Annotated in this window: 12 protein-coding genes; 8 read left to right on the top strand and 4 right to left on the bottom strand. The window is 36.5% G+C overall.

Annotation, left to right across the window (positions count from 1 at the left end):
• Positions 1–157: 157 nt before the first annotated feature.
• The 7 genes from CKF58_RS03280 to tehB all read left to right on the top strand — a co-directional run bounded on the left by CKF58_RS03280 (position 158) and on the right by tehB (position 6,253).
• Positions 158–904, top strand: a complete 747-nt coding sequence (locus CKF58_RS03280) for a YebC/PmpR family DNA-binding transcriptional regulator (protein ID WP_119530935.1) — start codon at positions 158–160, stop codon at positions 902–904.
• Positions 905–1,002: 98 nt separating this feature from the next.
• On the top strand, positions 1,003–1,923 hold the full coding sequence (gene ruvC / locus CKF58_RS08710; protein WP_119530933.1) for a crossover junction endodeoxyribonuclease RuvC: 921 nt from the start codon (positions 1,003–1,005) through the stop codon (positions 1,921–1,923).
• 8 nt (positions 1,924–1,931) lie between these two features.
• The gene (locus CKF58_RS03270) at positions 1,932–2,726 is read left to right on the top strand and encodes a hypothetical protein (protein WP_119530931.1); all 795 of its coding nucleotides are present in this window, start codon (positions 1,932–1,934) and stop codon (positions 2,724–2,726) included.
• 15 nt (positions 2,727–2,741) lie between these two features.
• Positions 2,742–2,993 (top strand): hypothetical protein, encoded by a 252-nt coding sequence (locus CKF58_RS03265; RefSeq protein WP_119530929.1) that lies wholly within the window; start codon positions 2,742–2,744, stop codon positions 2,991–2,993.
• A 482-nt stretch (positions 2,994–3,475) separates the two neighbouring features.
• A complete protein-coding gene (locus CKF58_RS03260; RefSeq protein WP_119530927.1) occupies positions 3,476–4,081 on the top strand; it encodes a hypothetical protein in 606 nt (201 codons plus the stop codon).
• 270 nt (positions 4,082–4,351) lie between these two features.
• The gene (locus CKF58_RS03255) at positions 4,352–5,074 is read left to right on the top strand and encodes a hypothetical protein (RefSeq protein ID WP_147397202.1); all 723 of its coding nucleotides are present in this window, start codon (positions 4,352–4,354) and stop codon (positions 5,072–5,074) included.
• Positions 5,075–5,383: 309 nt separating this feature from the next.
• Entirely contained in the window at positions 5,384–6,253 is an 870-nt protein-coding gene (tehB, locus tag CKF58_RS03250) for an SAM-dependent methyltransferase TehB (protein ID WP_119530923.1), read from the top strand.
• An 81-nt stretch (positions 6,254–6,334) separates the two neighbouring features.
• On the opposite strand, the gene CKF58_RS03245 is transcribed toward tehB, so the two are convergent.
• The 4 genes from CKF58_RS03245 to fruB all read right to left on the bottom strand — a co-directional run bounded on the left by CKF58_RS03245 (position 6,335) and on the right by fruB (position 10,920).
• Positions 6,335–6,841, bottom strand: a complete 507-nt coding sequence (locus tag CKF58_RS03245) for a gluconokinase (protein WP_222987680.1) — start codon at positions 6,839–6,841, stop codon at positions 6,335–6,337.
• A 198-nt stretch (positions 6,842–7,039) separates the two neighbouring features.
• Positions 7,040–8,698, bottom strand: coding sequence for a fructose-specific PTS transporter subunit EIIC (locus tag CKF58_RS03240; protein ID WP_119530919.1), 1,659 nt, complete (start codon positions 8,696–8,698; stop codon positions 7,040–7,042).
• Positions 8,699–8,740: 42 nt separating this feature from the next.
• Entirely contained in the window at positions 8,741–9,688 is a 948-nt protein-coding gene (gene fruK, locus CKF58_RS03235; protein ID WP_379600282.1) for a 1-phosphofructokinase, read from the bottom strand.
• Positions 9,685–10,920, bottom strand: coding sequence for a fused PTS fructose transporter subunit IIA/HPr protein (fruB, locus tag CKF58_RS03230; RefSeq protein ID WP_119530915.1), 1,236 nt, complete (start codon positions 10,918–10,920; stop codon positions 9,685–9,687). The genes fruK and fruB overlap by 4 nt, the downstream gene beginning before the upstream one ends.
• A gap of 2,533 nt (positions 10,921–13,453) precedes the next feature.
• On the opposite strand from fruB, the gene CKF58_RS03225 reads away from it, so the two are divergent.
• Positions 13,454–14,632, top strand: a complete 1,179-nt coding sequence (locus tag CKF58_RS03225; protein WP_119530913.1) for a ribonuclease HII — start codon at positions 13,454–13,456, stop codon at positions 14,630–14,632.
• Positions 14,633–14,796: the final 164 nt, after the last annotated feature.

Genomic DNA, 14,796 nt, shown 5'->3' with positions numbered 1-14,796 from the left:
TTAGCTAGATAGTACTTAATTAGTGAGTAATTAACTACTTAATTAGCTATTACAGAACTAGCTAGATTTAACTATTTATTGTCGCTAAGCAAGTTAACTGGTTTAACTTGCTTAGCTCTCATATTTCATTTTTAACTCCCAATATAAGGTTGAGAAAATGGCAGGTCATAGTAAGTGGGCTAATATTAAGCATAAAAAAGCAGCCCAAGATGCTAAAAGAGGTAAAATCTTTACCAAAATCATTCGTGAAATTACCGTAGCTGCAAAATTAGGTGGCGGTGATGTAGGTTCAAACCCACGTTTACGTACAGCAGTTGATAAAGCTTTATCGAACAACATGACCCGTGATACCATTAACCGTGCTATCGAGCGTGGTACTGGTGGCGGTGAAGGTTCGAACATGGAAACAATTATCTATGAAGGCTATGGTCCAGGCGGCACAGCAATCATGGTTGAATGTTTAACTGATAACCGTAATCGTACAGTATCAGAAGTGCGTCATGCTTTTACGCGTTTAGGTGGTAACTTAGGTACAGATGGTTCTGTGTCTTACCTTTTCACTAAACGTGGTGTGTTCACTTTTGAAGAGACAAACGAAGAAGCGGTAATGGACGCGGCACTAGAAGCTGGTGCTGAAGACATTATCGATTACGGTGATGGTACAGTAGAAGTTTACTGTGCATGGGAAGGCTTTAACGAAGTGCGTGATGCTTTAGAAGCTGCAGGTTTAAAACCAGCACAAGCGGAAATTGCGCAAATTCCTTCAACTAAAGTAAACTTAGATTTAGACGCTGCGGCAACTTTTGTGAAAATGATCGATCATTTAGAAGATCTAGATGATGTACAAGAAGTTTTCCACAATGGTGAAATCTCTGACGATATTGCTGCACAACTAGACATGTAAGAAAGTGCAACTACATATTTCATGTAGTTAATAATAACCCCTACAACATGATAGTTGCAGGGGTTATTTCGTACTATTTAAGTGAATAGAGTATTTCTATGACGATAATTATAGGTCTTGATCCCGGCTCAATAAATACGGGATATGGCATTATTCGTAAAGAAGGCTCAAAAATCGAATATATTACTTCTGGGGTAATTAGCGTTAAAGGTTCGGATATTAATGCGCGTTTACCACTTATTTACACGCAATTGCAAGAAGTAATTGCAACCTACCAACCCGAGCATATGGTGATCGAGCAAGTATTTATTGCCGAGAACCCACAATCAGCCATCAAACTTGGCATGGCGCGAGGCATTGCCATCTTAGCAGCCTCATTAGCTGGTGCAACTATTTTTGAGTTAAGTGCGCGGCAAGCGAAAAAGTTTGTTACAGGTTCAGGTGGGGCTGGTAAAGAAGTCGTAAATAAGATGGTATGTCGCATTTTAAAACTGACGCAAAAGCCTAAACTCGATGCTTCCGATGCTTTAGCTTTAGCCATTGCTCATGCTAATACACACAATACGCGAATGATGATTCATAAGCAACAAGAGCGTTTAGGTTTATTTGATGCGGCAACCCAAAGACGGATTATTGATAACTCCTTAAATCGCGAAACTCTAGCTCATAGTTTTTCATCTAAAACTACGCAACTTTTTAAAGAAGAGTTAGTTAAAGCTGAACTAGGCAAATCGACTTTAGCCAAAGCCGAACTAAGTAAAGCTGGATTAATGCCTAAACGTAAGTTAGCTAGTTTTACCGCTTCAGCACCAAATGCAGAGGCTAGTCATGCCGCTTCAGCACTAAATGTAGATGCTGGTCAATCCACTAAAGTAACTAACCCAGTAAAAGAGCAAGTTGAATTAGCCAACATTCATATTCGTGATGGACGGATGCAATTAAAATCCGGTAAAGATTCAAATCGCGCTAAACTAGAAGCAAAGATAAAAAAACTGCTAGAAGCAAAAAACCGAAATTAGAGCCCTATATGTCATATCGCTTTTATTTATATTTTTTATTAACCGTGGCTGCTTGTGTCCTGTTTTTCTACTTAGGTAGTCCTAAGATTAATGCCAAGATGTGGTATTACTCTTTAGGTTATACCGTGGGTGAACAAGGATATTGGCGTCTGGGTAAAGATTACTTTTTCATGTATGCCACAACTTATGTCCTTTCAATGGTAGCGACTTTTGTGAGCTTTGTGCTCTGGAAAGGTAAGTCGTTTAAACCATTACAACTAGTAGTGTTTTTTGTTTGGGCATGTATTTTTAGTTGGTTATACAATAACTTTATCCTTTACGGACATAACTTAAAACAATTATGGGATATCCCATATTTAAGTTTGATTAATGCTTTAGTCTTAGTGTTAATTAATGCTGGAGCATATTTAAGTCAACCTTCGTCTGACACTAAATTTAGTGAATGGCGCAACATTACTTTCTTAACTGTTGTATGTAGTGCAGTAATGTTTGCTTTCCAAGGTAATGCAGTTGTAGCGCTAATGATGGATTCTTATCCTTTATTAGGAATTGTAATGTTCCTTGCTTTAGGAGCAATACTACAAGTAGTAGCTACTTTAGTGACTACTCTGTACATTAAGCTTTTAGGTGCTCGCTTTGAGAAATCTAAGTATGGTAAACCTAAAGAAGATCTAGCTCAAACTAACGCAACGAATGAAGTTGTTGAGAGCGATGAGAATGACTCAAGTAAGGCTGACAATACAAGTAGTAACTTAGAAGAGCAAAGTCAAACTGTAGTTGCTAGTGCTGAGAAAGCTGCATAGCGAGAAACTGTTGCAGTGCAAGAAACAACAGTAGCAAAACAAGAAACTGCTGTAGATTCAGAAACAAAAACTCCGGTAGCAGATGCTCAAGTGGCAAAAGCTCCAGAGGTAACTACTGTACAAGAAGCAACTACACAAGAAGTAAAAGCTCAAACTAAAGCTGTAGATCTTACAAAAGCTTCTAAACAGCATATAACTGATACAACAGTTAACACACAAACAACAGAAACTCCTAAGGTAAATCTACAAAAAGCAACCAAGGATTAAGGTTGTTGAAGTTGTTGAAGCTAGTTTTGGATTACAGCTCACTCTATTTTTTAGAAGTAACGCAGATACAGTTAAAGATAGATTGATATTTTCATAAAATTGCAATCATTAGTAAAAATCCCCTATTAAGCAACGAGCAAAATCGAAGCTTAAAGGGGATTTTTCTTATGTGCTTTAGCTTAGCTGCATAGTACTTAACTTATAGTGAGGAGACAGACATAGCCCAGAGAATGATCTATCCGTTGTTGAGTTGCTAAGATCGTATATGGTAAAATTAAGATGTAGCTCAAACTAGTTATGTAGCCATAACTTAGCAGAGCAAACGCAATATCTTGTCTCAACTAAAAATTCAATATCCTGGTACTTAAGTGACCGCTGTAAAGATATAGCAAGTTCTCACCCAAGTCTCCGCTACAGTAACAAATAATTTTAAGCTACGATAATTTATTAAATGAAAACTTAAAATTTAACAAGAGTGATTTATGCAAAATTATTTTTTACCGTTGTTGGCTTTGGGGGCTCTGATATCGATTATTGGTGGTGCTATATACCTTGAAGATTTGTCACATGTGTTTTATTATCTATTTAATTATGACTTTAATAGTTTAAGATTTGTAGATCGACTAACTGTATACACATATGCTGAATCTTTTATCTGGACATGCTTAGTGTCGTATCTAGTCACTTTTAAATTACGTAAGAGAGAATCTCCTTGGACTTATCCTATATTGATCCTTTGTACCGTAATAATGTCCCTAGCTATTGCTAACGCTTGGATTATGAAATTTTATGGTAACTTTGATTTAGAGAAGTTTATAACTCTTTCTATCATCTTAGGTATAGCATTAACATATTTAATGCTTACTTACGATTATGCACTCAGTACACCTTTTGAAGCGAATGAATTCATGAAATCTATTGTTTTATTAACCTTTGGGGTAATTATTTATTCAATAGCCGTAAGTATAGCAAGTCCAATTGTACGTATTCATGGATATCCAGACTATGCATTGGTTTTAGTTAAGAATTGGGTTTATGTCTTTGTATTGTTTGCTGTAGTTAAGCTCATTAAAGGTATGAGATCTTAAAAAGATTAAACAAAGATAACCAAGAATATTCTGAAGTAGAAATCTCTGCGTTCTTAGCATATTTATCTAACATTCGTTTATCATCTACTACTGAATGTCAGTAAAAAGTTAATTAATTTTTCTTGACCTCGAGATTACTCTCGGGGTCTTCTTCACTGCAAAAATCCCCTTACTTTGATATACTACTAAGCACACAAACAATCAAATTAACAACAATCCGAATTGAATTTTATGACTAAAACTGCAAGACCTGCTAAGCCATTAAATTTTATGTATCCTTTTTTCCTAACTTTTGTGTTAGGAGCTGGGGGAATGATTATTTGGTCGCATATAATGCAACCTTATACTTGGCAAAGTGTTCGTCTCTTCTTTTTATCGATCGCAAATGTAGAATTTAGCGGGATGTTTAGCTTATTCTTCTTAAGCTTTATGTACTTCTTTATTCCGCTGGTTGTCGCTTTAACTGTAAGCTACTTTAAGCGTAATCATGCTAAACCACGTTTTCTTTTTGCTTTAGTGTTTGCAATAAGCTCTGGTTTAGGAGCATATATAGTTTATACACTTACTGAACGTAGTACAATTGTAGCCTTAAATAGCGAATTAGGTTCAGCCTTTATGTATAGCTATGTCCTTATTGGAATTCTTGCCGGTACAGCCATTGGTTGTTACTTAGCAGCTTTATTTGGTGAGGCGAGTTATTTTCGTGCACCGCGTGCTAAGTTCTGGCGTTATATGCTTCTAGGTGTAGTGTTTGCAGCGATTCTTTTAGGCTTACAAATGGGTCTTCATCAAGAGCTTTATCAACAAGTAAGTCAACAACCTGGATTACGTTACTTAGAATCTCTATATGGTTGGGCAGGCTTAATTGCTGGAGCAATTTTCTTTATTGTAGCAGTGCTTTTAATTGCATTTATCCAATATAGTATTGCTCGCGAAATCGAAATGCAAGAACAAGCGTTAAAAGAACGTTTAGATCAATTAGAACACAAATAACAAAATCCCCTATTAAGCAGCGAGTAGTCTCGAGGCTTATAGGGGATTTTGTTCATTTTTACGAGAATTATATTTCTATTACGAGAATCATATTCTATTACGAAATTCATTTCTTTATTACAAAAATCAGATCTCTATTACAAAATCATATCTTGACAGGAGTATTCTTTTTAGACAGGCAGTGAGCCTAAGATCCTGAAATACATCTTGCCGATTGTAGATGTGGTTTTATTTTACTTTATTTAGGCATTTACCTATATAATTAATTTTATTAATACTTTTTAACTCTTAACCACGGAGATTTATCTTATGACTAATGTTAATGAACTAGTGGCATATAAAACTATGCCAGTGTGGACAGCTAGTAGCCTTCCACAAATGTTCCAAGAAAAACACAACACTAAAGAAGGCACTTGGGCAAAACTTACTATTCTTAAAGGTAAACTCAAATTCTTCTACTTAACCGAAGAGGGAGATGTAGTAAGTGAACATGAATTTGATGCTACAAATCCAGCGCCTTTTATTGAGCCGCAAGTATGGCACAAAGTACAGCCGCTAACAGATGATTTAGAATGTTTCTTAGAGTTTTACTGTACCCCAGAGAACTACTTTGCGAAAAAATACAATTTAAGTACAACTCATGGGGACGTAGTTGCTGCAAGTAAAATTATTGCTCCTTGTAAAACTTTAGACTTAGGTTGTGGCGGTGGACGTAATAGTCTCTATTTAGCGAAAAAAGGTTTTGAAGTAACTTCGGTAGATCATAATGCTGAATCTATTGCCTTTGTGCAACGTGTAGCCGCAGCTGAAGACTTAAACGTTAACGCCTATGAGTACAATATTGAAACTGCAGCTATTAGCGAGAATTATGATTTTATTCTCTCGACTGTAGTACTTATGTTTTTAAATGCAAATTCTATTCCGCAAGTAATTAAGAATATGCAAGAGCATACTAATCCAGGTGGTTATAACTTAATCGTAGCAGCAATGTCGACTCCAGAGTACCCTTGTCCAATGCCTTTCCCATTCACGTTTAGTGAGGGAGAACTGAAAAACTACTACCAAGGTTGGGAGTTTTTAGAGTACAACGAAAACCTAGGTCACTTACATAAAATCGATATTCACGGTAATCGTATCCAATTAAAATTTGCCACTATGTTAGCGCGTAAGCCGCAATAATTGTAGCCCCATAAAATCATGATCCCCTGAACTAAAGTTCAGGGGATCTGCTGTTAGTACTTAATGTTGTACTAACTATTACTAATTACTACTTTGCTTGTCTTGCCAAGTAGCTATCTGTTGCAAACATTGCGCTATAACTTGGGATAAAGGGACGTTTGCATTTACTAGAGCAACATCAGTTTCATTAGTGCTAGGCATTTCTAGCGTTTGAAATTGACTTTCGAGCATTTGGCTTGCCATAAAGTGCCCTTGTCTTTGTTCAAGACGTTGAGCAATAACGTTAAAGTCTCCGTGTAAATGGATAAACTTTAAGTTACTATTGCCTTGCCGAATGAGTTCACGGTATTCGTTTTTAAGTGCTGAACAGACAATAATCCCCGCTTCGTTTTTACGATTAAAAGCAAAGAAAGCATCACGAATACGTTCGAGCCATGGCGCGCGATCAGCATCTGTAAGTGGGATACCGGCTGCCATTTTTTGAATATTAGCTTGGGGATGGAGATCATCACCGTCAATAAACTTAACTTGTAAAAGTTGAGCCAAAGCTAAACCAACTGAACTTTTACCAGTACCTGAAACTCCCATTAAGACAATATTACTTTGCAGACGAGGGTAGTGTGCCTTTAAGCTTGCGCTTAATTCTTGGTATTGCTCGAGTGAAGTAACTACTTGTTCACTTAAAGCCAGAAGTGATACACCACATAATGAGGATTGTGACATAAGCAAAAGAAAAATTAAATATGCCAAAGACTCAAGGAATCCTTGAGTCTTAAGCAGAAAAAATTAAGCTTGTTGTGGTTTAGCTTTTAAGAAAGCGTAAAGGACACCTGTAACAAGTGAACCTACAGCAATCGCAATGAAGTAAGGAATTACATGCGTTGCGGTAAAGGCTACTAGCACCCCACCGTGTGGAGCATTTAAGCCTACTTCGAAAAGCATACTTAAAGCACCAGCGATCGCTCCACCTAAAGCTGAAGAAACAATTACACGTAATGGATCTGCAGCTGCAAATGGGATCGCCCCTTCAGAGATAAAGCATAGACCTAGAACAAAGGCAACGTTACCTGAGTCTCTTTGTGGAGCGGTGAATTTGCTTCTTGCTAACCAAGTAGCAATTGCCATACCTAGAGGTGGCACCATACCAGCAGCCATTACTGCAGCCATTGGTGTAGTAACGCCATCGGCAATTAAACCAACTGATACAACATAAGCAGTTTTATTAATTGGACCACCCATGTCGATACACATCATCGCACCAAGGATTAAACCAAGCACTAAAGCTGAACCACCTTGGAGTGATTTTAAGAAGCTAGCTAACCAGCCTGAAGCTACAGTTACATATGGTCCAATTAAGTAAATAGTTAATAGACCAACAATTAAGGTTGAGAGTAACGGCAGAATAAGTACTGGTTTTAAGCTTGCAACTGCTGCTGGTAATTTAATCGCACGTGATAAACCTAGAGTTACATAACCAGCTAAGAAACCGGTTACGATTGCTCCTAAGAAACCAGCCCCTAAGTTAGTTACTAAGAAACCAGTAATTAAACCTGAAGCTAAACCTGGACGGTCAGCAATAGAGTAAGCTACGTATCCAGAGAATACAGCTAGCATAATCTTGAAGGCTGCATTACCACCAATGTCCATTAAAGCAGCTGGTAAAGTTCCTGCTTCTTGGAAAGCATTAGGTCCAAATAAGAAGCTAATAGCGATTAACAGACCACCAGCTACTGTAATTGGTAGCATGTGAGATACACCTGTCATTAAGTGACGGTATACTGCTTGCCAGCCACCTTCAGCTTTTTCTTTTTCGGCTGCTGGAGCGGCAGTGCCTTTTGGTTGATAAGGTGCAGCAGTAGCAAAAGCTTTAGTAAATTCTTCGGCTGTGCGTTTTAAGGCAGCTTTAGTTGTAGTGTGATAGAAAGGTTTACCAACAAACTTAGATAAATCTACTTCGATATCCGTTGCGGCAAACACTAAATCAGCAGCAGCTAATTCTTCAGGAGTAATTGGCGTACCAACCCCTTGTTGTCCGCGTGTTTCTACACGAATGTTCCAACCTTGAGCTTTACAGTAAGTTTCAATGGCTTCGGCTGACATGAACGTATGAGCTACCCCAGTCGGACATGCAGTTACGGCTACAATGTTTTTCACGGTCTTAGCAGCTGCTGCAGTGCTTGCTGCTGGGGTGCTAACTTGAGCTACGGTTGTACGTGGAGCTGCTTTTAAGGTCGGAGTAGGATTATTTACCAGAGCTTGTAAATCAACAATCAGTACTTCTTTACCAGCTAAACTTGGATCACTAATGTTCTTTTCTAAGCTTACGGCTAATTGAGCATTATTTACATTCTCTGCAATGCTATAGCCAGCTTTTTCTAATACGGCTTTAGCAAGCAGCGTATAAGCTAGAGGTTGAGTGCTGGTTTGGGCTAAATAAACTTTCATATATTACCCGTGTGGAGATTAATATTAGGTGTAAAGGCGTAATTATTGCACTTTAGTTACTTTAACTTGTGCTTTAAATGGTTCTAATGTTGCAAGTGAATCTACACCTACGTTACCTTGAGTTACCGCGTAAGCTGAGATGGCTGAAGCAAAAGTTAAAGTTTGTTCTGCATCTAAACCATTTACTAAGCTGTAAATAAAGCCTGCTACCATTGAATCACCAGCACCAACAGTTGATACTACATTAGTGATTTTTGGTGGTTGAGCTTGGTACACAAAGTCTTTAGTTACCCATAAAGAACCTTTAGAACCCATAGATACTACCACGTTAGTAATACCTTGCGCATTTAATTCACGTGCTGCTGCTAATACTTGCTCAGTATTTTCAAACTTACGGTTAGTTAACACTTCTAACTCACGGTAGTTTGGTTTAATTAACCATGGATTAGCTTTTAAGCCAGCTTCTAAAGCTTTGTTTGAGCTATCGAAAATTACTTTACAACCTAAAGTACTTAAGTCTTTTAACCATGCTGTAAAGTCAGCAAGATCAATACCTTTTGGTAAAGAACCACATACAGCTACATAGTCATAACCTGCTAAAAGAGTTTTAGTTTTAGCAGTAAATGCTTGCCAGTCAGCAGCGCTTACACTAAAGCCTTGGAAGTTTAAATCTGTAACTTCACCGTCTTCTTGGGTCACTTTAATGTTTACACGGGTTTTTCCAGGAACAAGAGCGAATTGGTTATCTAAACCATATTGTGCAAATTCGTGCTCAAAATCACCTTTGTTGTCAGCACCTAAAAAACCGGTAACTGTAGCTTTTACGCCTAAGTCAGCTAATACTTTAGCTACGTTAATGCCTTTACCTGCTGGGTATAAACCTAGAGTTTCAACTGAGTTTACTTCACCTACTTCAATAAAGTTTACTTTACCTACTAAATCTGAAGCAGGATTTAAGGTAATAGTTGCTACTTTGGTCATGGTTATTATTCTCCTAATCCGTCAGCAATTGCTTTACCAATTGCTGCAATAGCTTGTTCAGCATCAGCACCTGTGGCTGTGAATTTTAATTCACTACCTTTAACTGCACCTAAACCAGTTACACGTACCATTGATTTGGCTTTAACTGGAGCTGAACCAGTACTTAAGTTTTCTACTGTGATGTCAGCATTAAATTGTTTACATACACGTACAAGCTCGGTTGATGGGCGAGCGTGTAGACCGTTTTCGTTATGAATGATAAATGTACCTACTACAGCAGAGCTATCTACTTCTTGAGCAGCTTTGCTTAAAGATGCTACTTGCTCGTGTTTAGGAGCTGGAGCATTGTTTGCAGCTGTTGCTGCTGTTGCTACAGAAACTGGTTGGCTAGCTTGAGCAGGTAAACCTAAACCAAATACCCCTAATACGGTTGCTAAGTCACCGGTAGTTAAAGTATCTGCGTGGTTTACTAATTTAGCTAATAATGCCGCATCACCTTGAGCCGTTAATACTACAGTTGCTAAAGCTTTAACAGGTACGTTGTTTACGCTTAGGGTTTGTGCTGGACGCACTAAAGCAATACCATTGTGCTTATTACCACAGGTTGCAGCATTTAACCATAAGCCTGAACCTAAATGTACTGGAGCAGTTTCTAAGCTTTTAGCAAAGAAATCACTACTAATGTACTCTTGTGCTAATAGGTTAGCAGCATTTAGAGCTTGTAAGCCTGGTAGATTAGTTGCTTTGGCTGCTAAGTCTACTAATTCTGGTTTAATTAATGCTAAATTAGCGCTTGCTGGAGCTGCAGCAGGTTCACCTTGAATTAAACGTAATAATTGCGCTTTAGTAGTTGCTTTAGTTAGCGCAGCCGCTTCCTCTTCTTCACCGATAATATTAGTAATCGCTTTTAAAATTGGTAAGTGGTCGTTTGAACTAGCTGCAATCCCGAAGGCAATAAAAGTTTTATCACCATCTTCATTCCATACAACCCCTTCAGGGAACTGTACCACTGCTACACCTGTTTGTTTCACTAAATCACGAGTTTTAGTTGTACCGTGAGGAATAGCTACCCCATTATCAAGGTAAGTAGAAGTTTGGTTTTCACGTTCTAACATACCGTCAACATAACCTGGATCAACGCGACCATTGTCAGCTAATACTTTAGATACAATGCGAATAGCATCTTCTTTAGTTGCGGCTTTTTGGTTTAACAGAACGTCGTTTTCGCTTAAATTTAGCATGTAAAATCCTAATTGGGAGAACTTTAAGGCAGTGCCTTAAAGTTCAATAAACTTCGTCATATTAAATGTAATTAAATTAACCATCACTAGCACCTTATAGTTGATGGTTACTTAATTTCCCTCTTGTTGCTAGCTAGAACTAACTAAGGTAAAAACTGGATGATTGATAATGTAAGAGTTTAGATTTATTAAACTTATCATTATCACGGAAAAGAAAAGCGAACTTAGTTAGTTCTCAAGGTACGAGTTCTTGGTATATCGTTTCCTTGAAGACTGATTTAGTTATAAATTGCCGCTTAAACATAAGTTTAATTCTTCGGAAAAATTAAAGACTCGCTTAACAAGTTATAACTTATCTTAGCTTTAAACTAGTAACCTGTATTTACCATGCAAAATGACAAAATTTTGCATAAAAAACACGCCAGTATTATAGCAAATTTAAGCAGTGCTTTTTGCATGTTTAGCACTAATTGGCAAAAACCACTCTACAAAATAGCAACTTAAAGTGAGGATTTTACAGCATAAAGATCGAGACTAGAGGCATATGCTGGAACAACAATTTCCGACTAAGAGAGTAGGGAAGAAGATATAAGGAACGGCTAGGTAGTTAGAGGTGGAGAATGGAGGGGGAAGGGGAGTTGTATCATTTTGGGGGTACTGCTAAGATACAGCAGTGTATATGGATGTAACAAAAGGTTACATAAGCATCAAGGTTATTTAGAAAACCGAGTTTAAGCTAGTCAAAAATATTTTGTTGCAGCACTTGGGAATGGTGGAATAAAGTTCTATAATATGCTCCTAATTTGCGCAACTACTCATGAATAAACAACCAAGCTGTAAGTAAGGTCAGGACTTACGTTAGTTGTTTTTTTACTTACCCTCATATAATTTTTTCCCATTTTTAGTAAAAATAATGCTACTTGAGAAAAAAGTTAAGTAAAATTAGATCTCACTTACGAATTTTCTTAATAAACAAGACATATTTAGGTGCGATTTGTTTTTTGCAAAATCAAAAGTAAAACCATATAAATGCTGTGGGTTTATTCTGTTTTATTTAAAGAAATTTTTTAATAAAGATTTCTATATGTGAAAATTTGCATAAAAGCTAATCATGGTTTTTAAGCAACCGATTTTGCAAAACGAAAGTTTCTTGCCATAAAACAAACTAACGCAAGATAAACGAAAGTGTGATTTTGAAATAAATTACTCTATTAAACAGCATTTTAAGAAAAATTAATTCTTTGCATATGCCTTAAATTTTATTCATAAAACGAAAGTAAAGAAAAGATACCTAAAATTACGGCTAAAATATTAAACGATAATTTTAGATTGATTTTTGAGAATGTTCTTATAAATCAGGGGTATAGGTAAAATTAGGTAGGATGAAAATGGTAGTAGGGGGTATCGATTTTTTGCATTTGGGTGATTATTCTTTGCATTATGATTTTTAATTTAGGAAAATAAAATGGAGAGTTAATAACTTTATTTAGTGTTTTAAATCGTTATTTTTAGCGATCTAAATCTAACAAGAGGCTCACTTTATAGCATTGCTTGTTGAGTCTGCATTAGTTGACTTACAACTCTCATTAGCAAGAAAGAATCACCATGCACCAGTAAATGACTTGAAATTGCGTTTTGTTATCAAATTTATTCCTTGTTTTCTTGCTAATGAGGTGACGCACTATAACTTATTAATTGCGCCAGCACTAATTAATCTCAAATTATTAACTAACCCTGTATGTTTTCATACAAATGACGGGCAAGTTAATAAAATACTGACCATATATCTTAATTAATAAGTTATATAGTCTAAGTAAAGCTTAAAGTGAGATAATTAACTCTTACAGCTTGTAATTTTTATAAGCAAAGTATTAAAAACTATGATGAAAAATAGTTCTTAATACGTTTTTAAATCATGCACGTAAAAATTTGCTTTGGAAACCATTTTTACGTTTAACTTCTTTCTACCAATAACAGTAGCCTACTGTTATTCTCATATATTTAAGCCTCAATTTTTTATCATCTAGAACTAAGCTCTAGAGAAGATTTGTATTGGTAGAAAAGTTATCAAGCTTACTTCTTAGTTTGAAATGCTATGTATTATTACGTATTCTATGTAGTTGGAAAACTAAGGTTTATAAGGTTAATGCTTAGTATAGAGTTAAGCTAGGTGCTTAACAGAGATAACAGCTTAACCTTAAGGATAAATTTATTAACGTAAGCTTAGTTTAAAGCATTAGTGATCAGCAATAATTTATAACACTTATGTTTGAGCTTGTGCTCAATCAAAAAATTGGCAATCTCTAATTTTGAAAAGCGACAGACTTTGGTAGCATGTCACTATTTTGCTTTAGACTTCCAGCATGATTTAGCAACAAGTTCTAGAAGCTTCTAAACAGCTTAGGGTTTAAGAAAGTCTAGAACTAGGGGTTAAGCATAGATATACCTTTCCGCAAGGTATAGCTCTAACTTAACGAAGTGGAGAATCCTAAATTTTTGTGAAAAATCAAAGAGTGCCAGTTTAACCTTAATTATGATTTCACACGACCCACAATTAAACCCAAAATTTCAAGCTAAGTCTTCTGCAAAGGCAACTTTAAAAGCAGATCCAATTGAGTTAAAAAATACTTTCACCGAAGTAGGTAATGCATCTGGTCTTCCTTTTGATGAAAATGTTTTTCGATTAGGAGAGGATGTTTTTAGCAAGCTCCTAAAGAATCATCAAAAACTGCTGGTAATAGGGGTAGATGAAGCTGGACGCGGTTGTATGTTTGGCCCAGTCGTGACTGCAGCAGCTTGTATAGGTTTTGTTGATTATAGTGCCGCAAGAATTGTGGCGGATATGTCCCCAAGTCTTAGGTTATCTAATATTTTAGTCTTTCAGCGTCGCGTGTCTCAGGATCTTTTAATGCGTGAAGAACAAGAAGTTAAACAACGCTTAACACCTGAAGAACACAAGAACATGATTATGCAGCAGTTATTTAAGCAACGTGCTCCAACTGATTCAGTGTTTGTGCAAGATTACGCTGATGCTGCAAATGTACTATTAACACCAATTAATCCAATTTATAACGCATTACAGATCCAGCTTGACTTATCACAATCTAAAGACATGATTAACTATGTACTTAAAGATCAAGATTCGAAAAAGTTAAGCGAAAAACGTCGTCAATCGCTATACCAAGAGTTTGTAGTTCAAGGAGAAAAAGGTAGTATTATTTATGCTATTGAAGAAGGTAGTGTAAGTGAAATTGACGAACATAACATTCTGAATGCCACCTTAAAAGCTATGGAACGAGCAGTTAATAAAGTGTTAGCTTTATTACAAAACCGCTGTAAGATCTATGGCATTAACTGGAAACATGTTAAAGAACGCATTGTCGTAGTTTTTGACGGCAATAATGTACCGAAAATTACTGATGATCAAGTAGCTAAAATTGCTGCGGTTAAAGGTGATTTACGTGTACGTGAAGTTTCAGTAGCTTCAATTTTAGCTAAAACTTACCGTGATAATCTCATGGAAGACCTAAGTAACAATCCGAATTATGCAATGTACAATCTTGCTAAACATAAAGGATATGTTACTAGTGAACACGTGGGCTTATTAATGCAATACGGTCCGAGCGATTTACATCGTAAAGAATATAAACAAGTACGTATGGCAATCGAACTCCACGGTAAAAAAGCTAATCAAAACAATAAATCTCAATAGTAATTAAAGCTTTAATAGCTCAAAGTTGCAAAACTCAAGGCTAAAGCTTTAAAATAATTAACAACCTACGGTTGCAATTAGGTTTAATTGCACATTTTTCGTAGGACATAATCAAAACCTCAAGTACTTGCTTTCGGGCAAGTACTTTTTTGTGCGTCCAGTAT

The organism is Psittacicella hinzii (genome assembly GCF_003585935.1).
GTDB lineage: Bacteria > Pseudomonadota > Gammaproteobacteria > Enterobacterales > Psittacicellaceae > Psittacicella > Psittacicella hinzii.
The sequence above is the reverse complement of the archived record's forward strand: the minus strand, read 5'-3'. Positions and strand labels throughout refer to the sequence as shown.